General features: G+C 71.6%; 16 protein-coding genes. 8 read left to right on the top strand and 8 right to left on the bottom strand.

The genetic code is table 11. From position 1 onward, the window contains the following. The first annotated feature begins 87 nt into the window (after nt 1–87). The 3 genes from ACZ5VC_RS29580 to ACZ5VC_RS29570 all read left to right on the top strand — a co-directional run bounded on the left by ACZ5VC_RS29580 (nt 88) and on the right by ACZ5VC_RS29570 (nt 5,631). A complete protein-coding gene (locus ACZ5VC_RS29580) occupies nt 88–3,561 on the top strand; it encodes a DNA polymerase III subunit alpha (RefSeq protein WP_469123048.1) in 3,474 nt (1,157 codons plus the stop codon). Further along, entirely contained in the window at nt 3,558–4,517 is a 960-nt protein-coding gene (locus ACZ5VC_RS29575; RefSeq protein WP_469123047.1) for a DNA polymerase Y family protein, read from the top strand. Before ACZ5VC_RS29580 ends, ACZ5VC_RS29575 begins: the two co-directional genes overlap by 4 nt. Nucleotides 4,518–4,734: 217 nt before the next feature. After that, nucleotides 4,735–5,631: an esterase/lipase family protein gene (locus tag ACZ5VC_RS29570; protein WP_469123046.1), complete on the top strand. Its 897-nt coding sequence runs from the start codon at nt 4,735–4,737 to the stop codon at nt 5,629–5,631. 56 nt (nt 5,632–5,687) lie between these two features. On the opposite strand, the gene ACZ5VC_RS29565 is transcribed toward ACZ5VC_RS29570, so the two are convergent. Further along, the gene (locus tag ACZ5VC_RS29565) at nt 5,688–6,701 is read right to left on the bottom strand and encodes a lytic polysaccharide monooxygenase auxiliary activity family 9 protein (protein WP_469123045.1); all 1,014 of its coding nucleotides are present in this window, start codon (nt 6,699–6,701) and stop codon (nt 5,688–5,690) included. A 351-nt stretch (nt 6,702–7,052) separates the two neighbouring features. On the opposite strand from ACZ5VC_RS29565, the gene ACZ5VC_RS29560 reads away from it, so the two are divergent. From ACZ5VC_RS29560 to ACZ5VC_RS29550, 3 genes are all read left to right on the top strand, one after another. Then, nucleotides 7,053–7,688 carry a hypothetical protein gene (locus ACZ5VC_RS29560; RefSeq protein WP_469123044.1) on the top strand — a complete coding sequence of 212 codons (636 nt, stop codon included), beginning with the start codon at nt 7,053–7,055 and terminating at the stop codon, nt 7,686–7,688. A 119-nt stretch (nt 7,689–7,807) separates the two neighbouring features. Continuing rightward, entirely contained in the window at nt 7,808–8,260 is a 453-nt protein-coding gene (locus tag ACZ5VC_RS29555; protein WP_469123043.1) for a GNAT family N-acetyltransferase, read from the top strand. Nucleotides 8,261–8,356: 96 nt separating this feature from the next. Beyond that, on the top strand, nt 8,357–8,803 hold the full coding sequence (locus tag ACZ5VC_RS29550) for a DUF6299 family protein (RefSeq protein ID WP_469123042.1): 447 nt from the start codon (nt 8,357–8,359) through the stop codon (nt 8,801–8,803). 115 nt (nt 8,804–8,918) lie between these two features. On the opposite strand, the gene ACZ5VC_RS29545 is transcribed toward ACZ5VC_RS29550, so the two are convergent. Both ACZ5VC_RS29545 and ACZ5VC_RS29540 read right to left on the bottom strand, forming a co-directional pair. After that, on the bottom strand, nt 8,919–9,401 hold the full coding sequence (locus ACZ5VC_RS29545; RefSeq protein WP_469123041.1) for a ribonuclease FAU-1 family protein: 483 nt from the start codon (nt 9,399–9,401) through the stop codon (nt 8,919–8,921). Then, nucleotides 9,382–10,311, bottom strand: a complete 930-nt coding sequence (locus ACZ5VC_RS29540) for a GNAT family N-acetyltransferase (RefSeq protein WP_469123040.1) — start codon at nt 10,309–10,311, stop codon at nt 9,382–9,384. The genes ACZ5VC_RS29545 and ACZ5VC_RS29540 overlap by 20 nt, the downstream gene beginning before the upstream one ends. A gap of 83 nt (nt 10,312–10,394) precedes the next feature. Here ACZ5VC_RS29540 and ACZ5VC_RS29535 point away from each other — a divergent pair, with 83 nt between their 5' ends. Continuing rightward, entirely contained in the window at nt 10,395–10,769 is a 375-nt protein-coding gene (locus tag ACZ5VC_RS29535; protein WP_469123039.1) for a GntR family transcriptional regulator, read from the top strand. An 88-nt stretch (nt 10,770–10,857) separates the two neighbouring features. Here the strand turns inward: ACZ5VC_RS29535 and ACZ5VC_RS29530 are convergent, their stop codons facing one another. The 4 genes from ACZ5VC_RS29530 to ACZ5VC_RS29515 are packed head-to-tail and all read right to left on the bottom strand — an operon-like array spanning nt 10,858 to nt 14,716. Continuing rightward, complete coding sequence (locus ACZ5VC_RS29530) at nt 10,858–11,979, bottom strand: DUF5925 domain-containing protein (RefSeq protein ID WP_469123038.1); 1,122 nt, start codon at nt 11,977–11,979, stop codon at nt 10,858–10,860. A gap of 54 nt (nt 11,980–12,033) precedes the next feature. After that, on the bottom strand, nt 12,034–12,807 hold the full coding sequence (locus tag ACZ5VC_RS29525) for a polysaccharide deacetylase family protein (protein ID WP_469123109.1): 774 nt from the start codon (nt 12,805–12,807) through the stop codon (nt 12,034–12,036). Nucleotides 12,808–12,842: 35 nt separating this feature from the next. Next, nucleotides 12,843–13,868: a glycosyltransferase family 2 protein gene (locus ACZ5VC_RS29520; protein WP_469123037.1), complete on the bottom strand. Its 1,026-nt coding sequence runs from the start codon at nt 13,866–13,868 to the stop codon at nt 12,843–12,845. Beyond that, on the bottom strand, nt 13,865–14,716 hold the full coding sequence (locus ACZ5VC_RS29515) for a glycosyltransferase family 2 protein (protein WP_469123036.1): 852 nt from the start codon (nt 14,714–14,716) through the stop codon (nt 13,865–13,867). Before ACZ5VC_RS29515 ends, ACZ5VC_RS29520 begins: the two co-directional genes overlap by 4 nt. Before the next feature lie 773 nt (nt 14,717–15,489). Between ACZ5VC_RS29515 and ACZ5VC_RS29510 the strand changes: the two genes are divergently transcribed. Further along, entirely contained in the window at nt 15,490–16,296 is an 807-nt protein-coding gene (locus tag ACZ5VC_RS29510; protein ID WP_469123035.1) for an SGNH/GDSL hydrolase family protein, read from the top strand. Here the strand turns inward: ACZ5VC_RS29510 and ACZ5VC_RS29505 are convergent. Then, complete coding sequence (locus ACZ5VC_RS29505) at nt 16,280–17,926, bottom strand: serine/threonine-protein kinase (protein WP_469123034.1); 1,647 nt, start codon at nt 17,924–17,926, stop codon at nt 16,280–16,282. The two genes, ACZ5VC_RS29510 and ACZ5VC_RS29505, sit on opposite strands and share 17 nt — an antisense overlap. Nucleotides 17,927–18,142: the final 216 nt, after the last annotated feature.

Genomic DNA, 18,142 nt, shown 5'->3' with positions numbered 1-18,142 from the left:
CGTTCGAACATTCGTGTCGTACGTGCGTTCGAAACTGGTCTATGGTGGTGGTGGGGGAGGTGAGACGGATCGATCCAGGAGGTGCGGATGCCCGGGTTCACGCACCTGCACACGGTGTCGGGCTTCTCCCTGCGCTACGGGGCCTCGCACCCGTCGCGACTGGCCGAGCGCGCCGCCGAGCGGGGCATGGACGCCCTCGCCCTGACCGACCGCGACACCCTCGCGGGCACGGTCCGGTTCGCCCGGGCCTGCTCCGAGGAGGGCGTACGCGCCCTGTTCGGAACGGACCTCGCGGTGGGCGAGCCGCCGGGTTCCAAGGGCGGCCCCACCGAGCGCCGCCGCACCCCCGTGCGCGGCGGCGCCTTCGTCGACGAGTCCGCCCCCCGCACCGTCTTCCTCGCCCGCGACCGTCGTGGCTGGACCTCGTTGTGCCGCCTGGTGACCGCCGCCCACGCGGCCGGCGCCGCCACCCCGCTGCTGCCCTGGTCCGACAACCACGGCGACGGCCTGACCGTGCTCCTCGGCCCCGACTCCGAGGTCGGCCGCGCCCTCGCCGCCGGCCGCCCCGACCGCGCCGTCCGCCTGCTCGCCCCCTGGCGGGAGATCTACGGCGACGACCTGCGCCTGGAGGTCGTGCACCACGGCCGCACCGGTACCGGCCCCGGCTCGCTGCGGCACGCCGCCCGCACTCTCGGCTTCGCCGCCGAGCAGGGCGTACGGGCCGTACTCACCAACGCCGTCCGCTATGCCGACCCCGGCCAGGGCCCGGTCGCCGATGTCCTCGACGCGGCCCGCCGGCTGGTCCCCATCGACCCCCGCAGGGGCCTGGACAGCGGCGAACGCTGGCTCAAGGACCCGGAGGCGATGGCCCTTATTGCCGAGCGGGTCGCCGAGGCGGCCGGCTTCCGGCGTGATGTCGCGCACCGCCTGCTCTCCCTCACCGAGGAAACCGCGGCCGCGTGCGTCGTCGACCCCGAGGACGACCTCGGCATCGGCTCCGCCCACTTCCCCGAGCCGCATCTCGTCGGCGCCGCGCACCGCACCGCGCAGCGCGTACTTGCCTCCCGGGCCGCCGCGGGCATGGTGCTGCGCGGATACGAGGACAGACGGCAGTACTGGGAGCGGATGTGGAGCGAACTCGACATCATCGCCCACCACGGATTCGCCACCTACTTCCTGACGGTCGCTCAAGTCGTCGACGACGTACGGGCGATGGGGATCAGGGTCGCCGCGCGCGGCTCCGGCGCCGGGTCGCTGGTGAACCATCTCCTCGGGATCGCGCACGCCGACCCGGTCGAGCACGGGCTGCTGATGGAGCGCTTCCTGTCCAAGCGGCGCACCGCCCTGCCCGACATCGACATCGACGTGGAGTCCGCCCGCCGCCTCGAGGTCTACCGCGCGATCATCGACCGCTTCGGCACCGAGCGGGTCGCCGCCGTCGCCATGCCCGAGACCTACCGGGTCCGCCACGCCGTACGAGATGTCGGCGCCGCCCTCTCCATGGACCCGGCCGAGGTCGACCGGATCGCCAAGTCCTTCCCGCACATCCGGGCCAGGGACGCCCGCGCGGCCATGGACGAGCTGCCCGAACTGCGCGGGCTGGCCGAGGAGTTCCGACGGGAGGGGGGGAAGTACGGCCGGATGTGGGAGCTGGTCGAGGCGCTGGACAAACTGCCGCGCGGCATCGCCATGCACCCGTGCGGGGTGCTCCTCTCGGACGCCTCGCTGCTCACCCGTACGCCCGTGATGCCCACCAGCGGCGAGGTCCCCCTCGGCCCTGGGGGCCGGGGAGGTGCCCCCTTTCCGATGGCGCAGTTCGACAAGGACGACGTGGAGGAGCTCGGGCTGCTCAAGCTCGACGTCCTGGGGGTGCGGATGCAGTCCGCGATGGCGCACGCGGTCGCCGAGGTCGAGCGGACGACGGGGGAGCGGGTGGACATCGACGCGGTCCCGGAGGGCGACCCGAAGACCTATCGGCTCATCCAGTCCACCGAGACGCTGGGGTGCTTCCAGATCGAGTCGCCGGGCCAGCGGGACCTGGTGGGCCGTCTCCAGCCCGCGACCTTCCACGACCTGGTGGTCGACATCTCGCTCTTCCGGCCGGGGCCGGTGGCCGCCGACATGGTGCGGCCGTTCATCGAGGCCAGGCACGGCCGGGCGCCGGTCCGCTATCCGCACCCCGATCTGGAGGAGGCGCTGAAGGAGACCTATGGCGTGGTCGTCTTCCACGAACAGATCATCCGGATCGTGAGCATCATGACCGGCTGCGGCCGGGACGAGGCCGACCAGGCCCGGCGAGGTCTCTCGCACCCCGAATCGCAGGGGAAGATCAAGGTCTGGTTCGCGCAGCGGGCGGAGCGGCGGGGCTACGGATACGAAGTGATCGCGCGCACCTGGGAGATCGTCGAGGCCTTCGGGTCGTACGGCTTCTGCAAGGCGCACGCGGTGGCCTTCGCCGTGCCGACCTATCAGTCGGCGTGGCTCAAGGCGCACCATCCGGCGGCCTTCTACGCCGGGCTGCTCACCCACGACCCGGGGATGTATCCGAAGCGGCTGCTGCTCGCGGACGCGCGGCGGCGCGGGGTGCCGGTGCTGCCCCTGGACGTGAACCGCTCGGGTGCCGCCCATCGGATCGAACTGGTGTCTGAATCACCTCGGGTGTGGGGCCTTCGGCTCGCGCTCGCGGACGTCCATGGCATCAGCGAGGCGGAGAGCGCCCGGATCGAGTCCGCGCAGCCGTACTCCTCGCTGCTCGACTTCTGGGAGCGGGCCAGGCCGCGCAAGCCGGTCGCCGAACGACTGGCCCAGGTGGGCGCGTTGGACGCGTTCGGCGCCAACCGCCGCGATCTGCTGCTGCACCTCACCGAACTCCACCGCACCCAGCGGGGAGCGGCCTCCTACGGAGGTCAACTCCCGCTGGCGCGCGGCCGGAAGACCGCCTCCATCGGACTGCCCGACCTCGACGACGCGGAACGCCTCAGCGCCGAGCTGGGCGTCCTCGGCATGGACGCCTCACGCCATCTCATGGGCGACCACCACGCCTTCCTCGAAGAACTCGGCGTGGTCTCCGCCAAGCGGCTGCGCGAGGCCGAGCACGGACAGACCGTGCTGGTCGCGGGCGCCAAGGCCGCCACCCAGACCCCGCCGATCCGCTCCGGCAAGCGCGTCATCTTCACCACCCTCGACGACGGCACCGGCCTGGTCGACCTCGCCTTCTTCGACGACTCCCACGAGGCGTGCGCCCACACCGTCTTCCACTCCTGGCTGCTGCTGGTCCGCGGAGTGGTGCAGCGGCGCGGGCCGCGCAGCCTCAGCGTGGTCGGAGCCGCCGCCTGGAACCTCGCGGAGCTGGTCGAACTGCGCGCCGCCGGAGGGCTGGAGGCGGTCGGCGCACGGCTGGCGGAGCCGGTGGCCGGGGCGCCCGAGGGCGGCGACGGCGGCCGGCGGATCCGGATGTCGACGGGATACGAGATGAACCCCTGGGCGGACCTCCAGCCGGCGGGCGAAGGGACTCCCACGGGGCGGAAGCTGTGGCACCAGAGTCCGGGGAGCGCGGGATGATCCTCTGTGTACGGTTCCGGCCGGGCCCCGCCCATGAGGTGCTCATGCCTCAACTCCTGGGTGTGCTCGGTGAGTTCACGCCGGTGGTGGAGGCGGTCCCGCCCGACACCGCGCTCGCCGACGTGCGCGGCTCCCTGCGCTACTTCGGCCGGCCCGTCGCCGACCTGGCGGCGCTGATACGGGTCAGGGCGCTCGCCCTGTACGGAGTGGACTGCGTCATCGGGGCCGGCCCCAATCCGATGCTGGCCCGGATGGCGGCCAGGGAGGCCCGGCCCGGGGTCACCCTCGTCGTCGACGATCCCGTGGGGTTCCTGCAGGAACGCCCGATCGCCGCGCTGGACGGCGTCGGCCGGGCCACCGCCCGCACTCTCTGCTCGTACGGCCTCGACTCGATCGGCCGGGTCGCCGCCGCGCCGCTCGCCGTCCTCCAGCGGCTCATCGGCGCCCGCGCCGGGAGGGACGTGTGGGAGCGGGCGCGGGGCATCGACCGCACACCGGTCGTCCCGAACGCCGCCGCCCGGTCGCTCGCCGCCGAACGCGCCTTCCCGCGCGATGAGCTGGACCAGGACAGGCACCGCCGCGCCCTGCTCTCGCTCGCCGGGGAACTGGGCGCGCGGATGCGGGCCGAGGAGCAGGTGTGCCGCACGCTGACGCTCACCGTCCGGTACGCCGACCGCTCCACCACCACCCGCACCCGCACCCTGCGCGAGCCGACCGCCCACTCGGCGGAGCTCACCGCCACCGCGTACGCCGTCCACGAGTCGCTCGGGCTGCAGCGGGCCCGGGTGCGGGGGATCGCGCTGCGCGCCGAGGGGCTGATCCCCGCCGAACGGGCCGCGCATCAGCTCACCTTCGACCCGGCGGACGAGAAGGCGCGGCGGATCGAGGCGGTGGCGGACCGGGCGCGGGCGAGGTTCGGGCCACGGGCGGTCCTTCCGGGCTCGCTCGCGGCGTAGCCGTCCGCTCGAAGTACCCCGAACGGGCCCCCTATCACATGCCGGTGGGTGGCCTCCCCCTTACCCCGGGTACTTTCCCTCAGTTTTTACCGGCGCGTAACTTCCCAGTGGTGGTTACTGGTGCGTACGTTGTCGTGAGCACTCATCCCCCTTGTGGTCCGGGCCGCAGGCATCCCCAATCGTCGCCATTTCCCTTGAGCCGCAAGGAGATCGCCCGATGCTGCCCTGGAAGAAGCGCGCGCAGCGCGCGTTCAGACCACTCGCCGTCCTGCTCCTCGCCGCAGCCGCCACCGTCGCCCCCACCGCCTCGGCCCAGGCCGCCCCCACTGCCTCGGCCGAGACCGTCACCGCCATCAGCAGGGGCTGGAACGACTACTCCTGCAAGCCCTCGGCCGCCCATCCCCGCCCGGTCGTCCTCGTCCACGGAACGTTCGGGAACTCCATCGACAACTGGCTGGCCCTCGCCCCCTACCTGGTCAACCGCGGATACTGCGTCTTCTCCCTCGACTACGGCCGGCTGCCGAACGTGCCCTTCTTCCACGGTCTCGGCCCCATCGACAAGTCCGCCGAGCAGCTCGACGTGTTCGTCGACGAGGTGCTCGCCGCCACCGGGGCGGCCAAGGCCGACCTCGTCGGCCACTCCCAAGGCGGCATGATGCCCCGCCACTACCTGAAGTTCCTCGGCGGAGCGGAGAAGGTGAACGCCCTGATCGGCATCGCACCCGACAACCACGGCACCACCCTGCTCGGACTCGCCGAGCTCCTGCCGTACTTCCCCGGAGCGGCGGACCTGCTGAGCGCGAACACCCCAGGCCTCGCCGACCAGGTGGCCGGGTCCGCCTTCCTCACCAAGCTGAACGAGGGCGGCGACACCGTGCCGGGTGTGAAGTACACCGTCATCGCGACGAAGTACGACGAGGTCGTCACCCCCTACCGCAGCCAGTTCCTCACGGGGGACGGCGTGCACAACGTCCTCATCCAGGACAAGTGCGCGCTCGACCTCTCCGAGCACGTGGCCATCGGCATCCTGGACCGGATCGCCTACCACGAGGTGGCCAATGCCCTTGATCCCGGGCGGGCCACGCCGACCACCTGCGCGTCGGTCGTCGGCTGACGCGTGAAAGGGGCCCGTGTCCGCCGGACACGGGCCCCTTTCATCCGACCGACCGGTCAGCGGCCGTGGCGCCCGCCTGCGACGGACTTGCGGCGGGCCGTGCCGAACAGCAGCGCGGCGCCGAGCGCCAGGATCGCGGCGCCGCCGACGGCGAGATACGCGGTGCTGCTGTCGCCACCCGTCTGCGCGAGGTTCTCCGTACCGGGCGCGGCCGGGCTCGGCGTGCCCGCACCGGCCGCCTCGGGCGTGTTCGCCCGGGTCGCTCCGGCCTCCGGCTCCTGCGGCCGGGGCGCGGGCGCGGTCTCCTTCGCACCGGTCTCGGCCTTGTCGTCACCGTGGCCGTGGTGCTCGACCGACGACTTGTCCGCGCCGTCCTCGATCTCCTGCTCGCTCGGCGCGGACGCGGTCGGCGCCGGCGCGCCCGAGCCGCCGTTGTCCTTGCCGAAGACCACGTCGGAGCAGGTGTAGAAGGCCTCGGGCGAGTCGGACCGCTGCCAGATCGAGTAGATCAGGTGCCGACCGGACTTCTTCGGCACGGCTGCGTCGAAGACATAGTCGCCGTTCTCCATCCGCGGGTCGGTCACCTTGGCGAACGGCTTCTTCTCCAGGTCCGACCACTTCAGCGGCTTCGACGGGTCGTAGCCGTCCTTGGTGACGTACAGCTCGAAGGAGCCCCTGTGGGGAGCGGTCCCCTTGTAGCGGAAGGTGTGCTTACCGGACTTCAGCCGGCTCGACGGCCAGTCGGCGCGCGCCAGGTCGAGTCCCCTGTACTTGTCGTTGCCGGCGCTGCACAGCTTGCCGTCCGGGATCAGCTGCCGGTGCTTGCCCGCCGCGTTGGCGATGTTCACCGCGTTCCAGTCGTAGAACGCCTGCGCCCCGCTCGCCCGGACCGCCGCCTTGCACGCCGCGGACCGGGGGCTCTCCGGCCCCTCCGCGTAGCAGGCGGAGACCCGGCTGACGGGATCCGTCATCGACCCGTGCGCGGCGGCTGGAAACGCGGCCAGCCCGGCGAGCGCGACCGGACCGATCCCCAGGGCGACGACGGCGGTGGCCTTGCGGCGTGCGGTCATGGTGACGATCTCCTTCGGCAGGGCGTGTGGGGGACCCGTGGACGGGCGCACGAGGACGGTCCGATCCGGCGGCGCAGCCCCCCGAGAGCTACGGCACCGACGGTTCGGACCCGTCCCGGCGATCAGCAAACTAGCCCGCGAAATCGCCGGAACGGCCTGCTGAGGCGGGGTGACGGCGATCTTTATGGTGGCTTTAAGGCAGCCGTAAGAGGCCGCTCAGGAAGAGGCTCTGGAGCAGATCAAGGCCATGGGCACCGCGTGGAACTCCAAGAGCGACGCGGAGAAGCGGGCGGCGCGGGACTCGGGCAGGATGAACGACCCGAAGAGCGCGATGGAATACATGGGAGCCTCGTGACCGCCGACGAAATACCGCTGCTGCCCGAGGTTTTGCGCGCGTACCCGTTCACCTGGGACGTCGCGTTCAGCTGGGCTCCGGAGACGGAGGAGAACGAGGAGAATCTCGCGTACGCGCGGGCGGTGCTCGAAACCTGCCTGCCGTCCGAACCCCTCGTCTCGCCCGAGCCGCCGGAGGATGCGGTCGTCTCCGACTTCGGGGACGACGAGTACCCCGAGTGGACAGAGATCCGTTACATCCTGCGCGAGCGCATGCCGAGCGCGCGGGACGTCACGGCGGAGCGCATGGCCGAGGCCGAGGCCGAATGGGCGCGGCAGGGCCGCGACGCCGCCGGCTTCGCCGCGCGCTCGGTGCGGCTGATCACGTCGTGGATCGCCGAGGCGACGCTGCACTGGTGCGGCCTCTACGTCGACGACGAGGCCGCCATGACCCCGTGGCTCATGGACCTCGCCGAGCAGTTCGTCCTGCGCGGCATGGCCTCGGAGCAGGCGGCCTGGGCGTTGCACACCACTTGGCGGGTTCCCGAGAGCGTCGCCGCCCTCGGCCGTCTCGCCGCCGTCGAGGACCTGTCCGACGAGATCAGGGGGATCATCGAAGGCGGCCTCGAGCGGGCGAACCGAGGGGGCTCATGACGGTCGCTGTCGCGGGCCCGGTCGACACGCCCTTGTCGGACCGTCCACGCGCTGATCCTGCTCCTGGGGACCTGGCCCCTGATCAAGAAGGGGATCACTCGCCGTCGTACCGTGGACACATGATCATCCGTCCCGCGACCATCGACGACGTCCCCCGGGTCAAGGCCGTGACCGACGCGGCCTACCACCCCTACATCGAGCGGATCGGCGTCGTCCCCGCCCCGATGGAGGCCGACCACGGGGCGGAGGTGGCCGCGGGGCAGGTCTTCGTCACCGGAGACCCCGTCATGGGGCTCGTCGTGCTCGTCCCGCGCCCCGGTCATCTCTTCCTGGACTCGATCGCCGTCCATCCCGACGCCCACGGCACGGGTCTCGGCCGTGAACTCCTCGCCTTCGCCGACGCGTACGCGCGTGAACTCGGGCTGTCGGAGATCCGGTTGTACACGAACGCCATGATGTGGGAGAACCAGAAGATCTACCCGAAGTACGGCTACGAGGTCGTCGAGCGGCGCGTGGACGGACCGTACGACCGTATTCACTACCGCAAGCGGCTGGTCAACGGACGGGTGTAACGCGCCACCGATCGGGTGAGGTTTCGACGCCGGGGAGGTGCGATCCGGTATCCCTGGCGGACATCGTCACCCCCACCCCCCGAAGGGACACCCCCCATGAGCGTCCGTCCGTCCCGTCTCGCCCTCGGCGTGACCGCGAGCAGCCTGCTGCTGGCGGGACTCGCCGCCGCGCCCGCCGCCCACGCCGGCCCGGTCGACGACGTCACCGTCGAGAACACCGGCACCGTCGCCGCAGACGGAACCGTCACCCTCACCGGCACGTACCGGTGTCTCGACGACGGCGGGACCGGCCCGGTGTACGTGAGCAGCAGCGTCGTCCAGCACAACCGGGCCGCCGGTATCGGTGGAACCCGGGCCGTGTGCGACGGCCAGGCGCACACCTGGACCAACAGCGGCGCGGTCACCGGGGCCGGCTACCAGCCGGGGGCCGCCCAGGCGGAGGCCACCCTGATGAAGCTGACGCCCGGGCCCCGGGGTCTTCCGCTGCCCGAGTTCCTCGCCGCCCGGAAGGCGGACATCACGCTGAACGAGAGCGGCAGCTAGGGCCTGTCTTTCGGATCTTGCCGGAGCCCCCAGCAGGTCGTCCGGCGGACGTCCACGGCAGGACATCCGGCCGGACGCCTTGGCGGACACCCGGCCTCCGACCCGACCCGGCCGGCTAGAGATTCAGCATCGGCGCGAGCCCGTCACGGGCGAGCCGCTCGAGTTCGTCCAGGGCCAGACGTGCCTGCGCCGCCGCCTGCGGATCGGCGTCCGCCAGACCGCTCGCCTCGAACTCGTCCTCGTCGAGCCGCAGCACCTCGGTTCCGTCCGCCGACACCCACAGATCGAGATCGAGGTCCTCGACGACCACCTCGGCACCGTCCACGGCCGCCGGACGGGTGACGTCGCAGTACCAGCCCTTCAACGCGCCGTCGGAGGCCCGGACCTCCTTCACCGCGTACCACCGGTCGCGCCAGTAGTGCTCGATGAAGACGTCGCCCGGCTCGAACCGTACGAACCCGAAGTCCCGCACACCGTCGGCCGCCCACGGGGCGCGCACGGTGAGCCGGGTCCCGTCGTCGGCGACCACGGTTGCCGGATAGCGGATCTTCGTACGTCCCCCCTTGACCAGGACCACGTCAACCGATCGTGCGGACATGCCGTACCTCCATGGCGCAGAGCTCATACCCGAACCACTGATTCACCGACAGCATGGGACGGTTGGCGGAGTCGTTGCCGGTGAACGCCTCCGTGTAACCGGCCGCGCGGGCGCGCCGCAGCGACTCGGCCTTGACGATCTTCGCGAGGCCCCGCCCCCGGTACGGGGCCAGAGTCCCGGTCATGCCGGACATGTAGCGGGTCCGCCCGTCCGTCAGGGCCGCGCTGAAGGCGACGACCTTCCCGTCCGCCACCGCGACCGTCGTCAGCTCCCGGTCGAGCAGCGGGTCGTTCCAGATGCGGTTCAGCCAGTCCTCGTAGTCGTCGAGGGTCACGGGAATGTCCCCCGGCTCGTCGGCCGTCACCGCCGCGTCCGCCTCGAAGAGGGGACGGGGGTCGCCGGCGAAGTCGGCGGCGGTGCGCAGCTCGGCACCGGCGGGGAGCGCGGGCGGCTCGGGCAGGGTGGCGTCCGCCAGCCGGAGACGGAGGAAGAGGGCCGAACGGCTGGGCGAGAAGCCCCGGTTCTGGGCGAAGACCATCGAGTCCGGGTCGTCGAGCACCCAGGCGTACACGGCTGTCGCGCCGGCGGCCGCGAGATGCTCCTCGGCCGTACGCAGCAGCAACCCGCCCGCGCCCTGGCCGCGGTGGTCGGGGTGGACATTGGGATTCACGAACGACTGACCGGGCTCGTCGCTGTCGTACACGATGCCCGTATGGGCCGTCCCGATGATCTCGCCGTCCTTCTCGGCGACCAACAGGCGGTACTTCGACGCCGGGTTGGCGTTCTCGACACCGAAGGCGAGGGCCTCGGGCGTCGTCACCAGGTGGGGGAGCGCGGCGCGCCGGACCCGGGTCACCGCCTCGGCGTCACTGTCGTCACCGGGACGGAAATCACGGACGATCACAGTCATGGGGCCGCACGCTACGCTCCGCCCCAACGCGGTCGCCTCCCATTTTCCGGCGACGCGCGGGGCGGTGGGGGAGAATCGGGTCCGTGACCCTGAAGATCGCCGTGGACACGGACTCCGCGACCGCCCCGTACGAACAGCTGCGCACCCAGATCTCCGAGCAGGCCAGGACCGGTGCCTTGCCGGTCGGCTACAAGCTCCCCACGGTGCGGGGCCTCGCCGACGAACTGGGCCTCGCCCCCAACACGGTCGCCAAGGCCTACCGCGCGCTGGAGGGCGACGGGGTGATCGAGACCCGGGGCCGCCACGGCACGTTCGTGGCGGCGGCGGGCGACGCGGCGGACCGCCGGGCGGCGGCGGCCGCGGCGGCCTACGCGACGGAGGCCCACCGCCTGGGCCTGACACGGGAGGCGGCAGGGGCGGCGGTGGAGGAGGCCCTGAGGGCGACGTACGGGAACTGACGACAGGTCAGCATCTGGGCGTCCGGTGCCGGGGGCGACCCGGTCCGGATGCCGCCAGGCCTCGTCCACATACCGACATACCCCCGCCTCACAGGTACAGGCCCGCGTCCGCGCCCTTGTTCTGGTCCGGGATGGACGCCGGGGGATTGCCCCGCCGAAGCGCGTACAGCTCCGCCAGCGTCGAACCCTCCCGGCCGACCCCCTCCTCGGTGCCGAGCCAGGTGACCGCCTCCTTGCGGGACAGCGGCCCCACCTCGATGCGGGCCATGCACCGGCCGGGGCGGACCACCGCCGGGTGCAGGCGTTCCAGGTCCTCGTTGGTGGTGATGCCGACCAGGACATTGCGGCCCTGGCCGAGCAGACCGTCGGTGAGGTTCAGCAGCCGGGACAGCGCCTGGCCGGCCGTGTGCTTGGCCTCCCCGCGGATCAGCTCGTCGCAGTCCTCCAGGAGCAGCAGCCGCCAGCGGCCCTTCGCCGTGCCCTCGTCCTCGCCGATCGCGATGTCCATCAGATAGCCGACGTCGTTGAACAGCCGCTCCGGGTCCAGGACGCAGTCGACCTGACACCAGTCCCGCCACGACCGCGCGAGTGTCCGCAGCGCGGACGTCTTGCCGGTGCCGGGCGGCCCGTGCAGCAGGAGCAGCCGCCCGGCGATGTCGTCCGGCGTGACCTTCATCAGCCGGTCCATCGCCTCGGCCACCGGAGCCGTGTAGTTGGGCCGTACCTCGTCCCAGGTGCCCGCCGAGATCTGCCGTGTCGTGCGGTGCGGGCCGCGCCGCGGCGACACGTACCAGAAGCCCATCGAGACACTCGACGGCTGGGGCTCCGGCTCGTCCTGCGCGCCGTCCGTGGCCTGCTTCAGTACGCTCTCGGCCAGCTCGGACCGGACGGCGGTGACCGTGACGTCGGCGCCCCGGTTCCACCGCGAGATCAGCAGCGTCCACCCCTCGCCCTCGGCGAGCACGGCGCTGCGGTCGTCGTCCTTCGCCGAACGCAGCACCGTGGCGCCCGGCGGCAGCAGCGTGGCGCCGGGCTTGACGCGGTCGATGGTGGAGCTGTGCGAGTACGGCTGCTCGCCCGTCGCGAAGCGGCCGAGAAACAGCGCGTCGACGACGTCGGACGGTGAGTCGCTGTCGTCGACGGTGAGACGGATGGGCAGGGCGTGCCGCGGATCGGACGGGTCGGGCGGGTCGGACGGCGTGGCAGACATGCGCCCATGATCTGCCACAGGGCCTGTCCGCGCACGGTCTTTTGACGTGGTGCGCTACGTATGTGTCCTGGCCAGGACGGCCGTCGCGCGCCGGGCGCGTCGGACGACGGCGTATCCCTTCGTGAGGACCCGGTCCCGGGCGAACGTCCGAACGACGGTGCGGCCCTCGATCAGCCGCTCGAACTCCTCGATCCCGGTGGTGCGCCGCACCGTCACCCGCTCCAGGGCGTACGGCCCCTGCCGGCGCCGGGCGAGCGCGTTGCCGACGGCGAGCGCCTGGGCGAACCCGGCCGCACGGACCGCCTGCCGTACGCGCCGGCTGGAATGGCCGTACGGATAGGCGAAGGAGACCGGTGCCGCGCCGAGCTCCCCGGCGATGACCTCCCTGCAGTGTGCCGTCTCGAAGGCCAGCCTCCCGTCGGGGAGTTGGTCCATCTGCGGATGGGTGTGGGTGTGACCGCCGATCTCGGTCCCGGCGGCGGCGAGCGCACGCACCTGGTCCCAGTCGAGCATGGTGTCCGGCGCCCCGCCCTCGTCGTGGGGGCCGCGCAGCCACCCCGTGGAGACGAACAGGGTGGCGGCGAAGCCGTGCTCGGCGAGCACCGGCAGCGCGTGCCGGTGCACCCCCTCGTAGCCGTCGTCGAAGGTGATCAGGACGGGCCGGCGCGGCAGCGGGCCGCCCGACCGCCAGGCGCCGGCGAGCTGCGCGGCGGTGAGCGGGGTGAAGCCGCGCTCACCGAGCAGGTCCAGCTGCCGGGCGAAGTCCTCGGGGGACACGGACAGGCCGTACGCCGCCTTCGCGGGGCGGTTCCCGATCGCGTGGTACATCAGGATCGGCACGCGCCGGCCGTCCCCCCGGCCGGTCACCGGACCTCTCCGGTCGCGTGAGCCGTCGGGTCACCGAGGTCGCCGATCCGCCCGTACGAGAACGTCGTCCCGCCCCTGCGGGCATCCAGCGCCCCCCGTACGTAGCCGCCCGCCGCCACCACCACACCGGTGACGATCGCCGCGGCCCGCCCCGCGCCGCCCGGCCGGCCGCGCACCGCGTCGTACAGACCGCGCAGCACTCCCGCCGGAAGTACCCGCGTGGTGTACCGCCGCTCCGACTCGAGCCCCTTGGCCGTGCCCACGCTCCGGGCCACGAGGGCCTTGGACAGCCCCTCCGCGTAGGCGCGGGCGCGGAAGTATCCGAACCGCTCCCGCGCGGCGGGGACCTTGTGGTGGATGACGGCGCGGTCGTCGATGAGGAGCACCGCGTCCGGCAGGGCGGTCCCGAGCCGGATGCACAGTTCGGTCTCCTCACAGCCCAGCGGCCGCTTGTCGCCGTCCCGTCCGATGCCGGTGGCGAAGCCGCCCGCGGCGTCGAAGGCGGTGCGCCGGAAGGAGGCGTTGCCGCCGAGGACGTTGCGCACCCGGATCCGGCCGGGCGGCAGGCCGCGGTAGGTGCAGCCGATGATCCAGTCGAACTCCTCGGGAAACCACACCGGCCGGCGGCCGGACGCCCAGGCGGGCACCGTCCGTCCGCCGACCGCCATCACCCGGGGGTCGGTGAACCCCTCGTCGAGGTACCGCAGCCAGTCCCGCTCGGCCACCGCGTCGTCGTCGAGAAAGGCCACGATGTCGCCGTGCGCGGCGGCGATGCCCGTGTTGCGGCCGGCGGAGAGGCCGCGGGGGCCCGCGTTGGCGAGCACCCGCACCTCCTCACGTACCGTCTCGTTCCCGTACTCCTCGGTGAGCCGCTCCAGCAGGCGCTGGTTGTGGTCGACGACGAGCAGCGTCTCCAGGGGCGGCCGGGACTGCTGCCGCACCGAGTCGACCGCCGCGATGATGTCGTCCCAGCGGTCCTCGGTGTAGACGCAGATCACCACGGAGAGCCGGCGGTGCTTCAAGAGACCTCCCCGCGTGGGACGTTGACCGAGAGCGCGGTCGGCCGGCGGCGTGCCGGGCGGCGGACCCCCTTCTCCTTCAGGATCACCCTGAGGACGCGGATGCCGTCCCGTACGGCGTTGAGGTTGCTGACGCCGTGGATGCGCAGATACTCGTGGCTGGGCACCTCCTGGACTCTGAGGCCGGCCTTGACGACCCGGATGTTGATCAGCGTCTCGATCTCGAAGCCGGTGCAGTCGAGGGCGATGTCGTCGAGGCAGCGACGCCAGAAGGCGTTGTAGCCGTAGCAGAGATCGGTGTACCGGGCCCCGAATTTGGCGTTGACGATCCCGCACAGGACCCGGTTGCCGAGTCTGCGCATCGGCGTCATGTCGTCGGTGCCGCCCCCGTTGGCGAAGCGGGAGCCCTTGGCGAAGTCCGCGCCGCCGACCAGCGCGGAGACATAGGAGACGATCTCCTGGCCGTCCGCCGAGCCGTCGGCGTCGACCATGACGATGATGTCGCCCGTGCAGGCGGCGAATCCGCTGATGAGGGCGTCGCCCTTGCCCTTGCCGGCCTGCCTGACCACCTTCACGTCGGGCCACAGCTCGCGAGCGACCCGGACCGTGTCGTCGGTGGAGTTTCCGTCGACCAGGACCACTTCATGGATCCAGTCCGGAAGTGTCTTGAAGACGTACGGAAGATTGTCCGCCTCGTTCATCGCGGGAATCACCACGCTCACCGGCGGAGTGATCGCCAAATGGGAAGTGATGGCGCGATACTGAGCGGCTATTCGACTGCCGGCGGATTCGGATGTGACGGAATGATTCTCGAGTGAGCCCGTGGCCGGCGGGCGCAGGAAAGAACTCATGGTCGGGTTTCCCTCTCGTCCGGTGGACCGCCCGACCCCCGGGCAGTCCGGTGATGTGTCCGGTTCGAAAGGGGGGTCTCACCCGGCCGTCACGGAACGGACCTCCGTGCGGCATGAGTGAGCTGGCATGACTGGCCGCGTGGCACGCGACTCGGCACACGTACGTCCACCGAGCGCGGCACCCCCCTACGCGCCCCGCCCCGGAACCATCGCGACGCCGAAGCCCTCCCCTGAGCCGCTTTGCATGATGGTCCGTTGCGGGTGAGATGTACGACGGTATTGATGAATGGGACTGTATGGCAAGACCCAAATGATGGTCTCACTTTTTGCCGAATTGCCTTTCTCTGACAGTGGAGACGCCGAGTCCGATCGATAGGTTGCCGCTGAACAGGTGTGGGATCAAGTGGCAGAAGTGACGGGGGAGTTATTCAATTCGCCCCCCCGGAATTCCGTTTATGGCGAGGAAGTCCAGCCCATCGGCGCGCGAATTGATTCCGCTACGGTTCCCGGCCGGGCGGGGCGCGCGCCGGGCGGATTCGGGTGCCGGCGTGGACCTCTGTGACCGACTCGCGCCGTAGGCGCCCTCGTGGCTTGTTCTCTATGGTCCGCGCGGGTGGTTTGCCCGCAAGGGTCCCGATGCCGGATCTCCTCGCCGAGAGCCCATGACGCCTTGTCAGGAAGCCTGCGCGGAATCTCCTTGGCATGGACACTTCCAGTGAGCTATGCGCGCTGCTACGACAGTTGAGGCAGAGATCCTGCTAAAGGGAGGTTCCATGAAACTGTCCCGAATCGCGGCTTTCTCATCGTCACTCCTCCTCGGCGCCGTTCTCACCCTCACCGGGGCGGGGCCGGCGCAGTCCGCGGAGAGCGCCGCGCTCGACTACGTAGCTCTCGGCGACTCCTACTCCTCCGGTGTCGGCGCCGGGAGCTACGACAGCGCCGGCGGCGACTGCAAGCGCAGCACCCGCGCGTTCCCCGTCCTCTGGGCCTCGGCCAACTCACCCTCGTCGTTCGCGTTCACCGCTTGCTCGGGCGCTCGTACGGGTGATGTCACGGCCGGTCAGCTCGGCCCCCTCTCCGCCGCCACCGACCTCGTCTCGATCACCATCGGCGGCAATGACGCCGGCTTCGCCGACGTCATGACGACCTGTGTCCTCCAGTCCGAAGCCACCTGCATCAACCGAGTGAATCAAGCCAAGGCGTACGTCGACACCACCCTGCCCGGCAAGCTGGACGCGGTGTACTCGGCGATCAGATCCAAGGCTCCGTCGGCGCGCGTCGTCGTCCTCGGCTACCCCCGCTTCTACAAGATCGGCGGCAGCTGCGTCGCCGGACTCACCGAGAACGAACGCATCGCCATCAACGGCGGCGCCGACCACCTCAACACGGCGACCGCCAAGCGCGCGGCCGACCACGGCTTCACCTTCGCGGATGTCACCCCGGCCTTCACCGGGCACGAGATCTGCTCCGGCTCGGCCTGGCTGCACAGCCTGAACTGGCTCAACATCGGCGAGTCGTACCATCCCACCGCCTCCGGCCAGTCCGGCGGCTATCTGCCCCCCTTCAGGGCGGCGGTGTGACCGACCCCGTCGGGGTCGGCGGGGAGGCCCCGTCCGTCGGGGTCTCCCGCTCACAGGTCAGCGAGAAGGCGACCCAGTCGGAGCGCGCCTCGACCGGCGTACGCACCTCCAGCCGGATCCGGTCGCGGCGCGTGTCGTTCTCCCGGTGCGTCAACTCGACGTGATCGACCTGCTTCTCCTTCGGCCCGCCGGAGGGGAACTCCAGCGTCCTCCACTCCGCCCCGCCGCTCTCCCCGCTCTCGGTCACCCACCGGTACGCCACCGTGACCGGCACGCGGCCGACCGCGATCGTCGCCGTGAAGGCGGGGGCCTGGGCCTCGGGCGGGGGACACGTCCCGCTGTAGGTGTCGCGCACCGCCCTCACCCGTACCCGGACGCTCTGCTGGGGCGTGGTGGCGGACGGTGTGCCCGAGGCGCTCGGGCTCCTGGTGCCGGGCGTCGGGGTGGGCGTGGGAGTGGGACTCGGCTGCCCGGTCGGCGGCGTCGCTCCGCCACGGCTCGTGGTGGTGCCCCCGCCCGGCGGCCCGAGACGGTCGTTGGCCCGCAGCAGCGCGTAGACGAGAGCGCCGACGGCCAGCAGCAGAAGGGCCACACCGGCGGCGAGCACGGCGACGGCGCGCCGCGGCCGCTCCGGCCGCGTGGATCCGGTGGTCGCGGTGTGACCGGGGCTGGTACCGGGACCAGGACCGGGCAGCGGCATCGGCGGTGTGCGCCCGGCCTCGTCGGAAGGGCCGTACGGGACGGGCGCAACCGGCGTACCGGACCGCGCAGGGGCGGCACGGAAGGCGCCGCCCGCGCCGATGACCCGCAACTGGCGCTCGGCCTCCTCGGCCGGCAGACGCTCGGCCGGGTCCTTGCGCAGCAGCCCCTCGATCACCGGGGTGAGTTCCCCCGCCCGCCGCGGCGGCGGCAACTCCTCGTCCACCACGGCGCGCAGCGTGCTCAGCGGGGTGTCCTGGCGGAAGGGGGTGTGCCCCTCCACGCACGCGTACAGCAGCACCCCGAGCGACCAGAGGTCCGACTCCGGGCCGGGTGTGCGCCCCAACGCCCTCTCGGGCGAGAGGAATTCGGGGGAGCCCACGAGCTCGCCGGTCATCGTCAGATTGGAGGTCCCCTCCACCACGGCGATGCCGAAGTCCGTCAGGACGACCCGGCCGTCGTTGGCGATGAGGACGTTGCCGGGCTTCACGTCCCGGTGCAGCACCCCCGCCTCATGGGCGCCGCGCAGCGCCGCGAGGACGTCCGCGCCGACGCGTGCGGCGCGCTGCGGTGTCATCGGGCCCTCGGCGTCCAGCGTCTCGGAGAGGGTGAGGCCCCGGATCAGCTCCATGACGATCCACGGCCGGCCCTCCTCGGTCGCCACGTCGTAGACGGTGACGACATTTCGGTGCGAGATACGGGCCGCGGCCCAGGCCTCCCGCTCCAGACGCGCGTACAGCCGTCGCACGTCCGTGTCGTCCAGCCAGGCAGGCGCGCGGACCTCCTTGACGGCGACCTCGCGGGCGAGCACCTCGTCCCGGGCCCGCCACACCACCCCCATGCCGCCCTCCCCGAGGGGGCTGAGAAGGCGGTACCGCCCCGCGACCAGACGCTCGTCGCCCGGCACTTCGCTCACGGCGAGGTCCCCCATCCGCTGCAGGGTCGAAAACCACTCCAAGCTAGCTCAACCAGGCGCGAGTGCGTCCCCTTCGGACGACGTGTCTTCGTGATCTTGGTGGTGGAGATCACAAAGGCCTCGCGGGGGTGCCGGTACCGGGCGGAAGGTGACGGATCGACACCTGTCCAACTCGCCCTGGAATCGGGCGCATTCGAAGAGTGACCGTCAACCCCCGTACGGGTACGGTGA

The organism is Streptomyces sp. NPDC033174, assembly GCF_055577795.1.
Note: the sequence above shows the minus strand (reverse complement) of the source record. Positions and strands in the feature narration are given on the sequence as shown.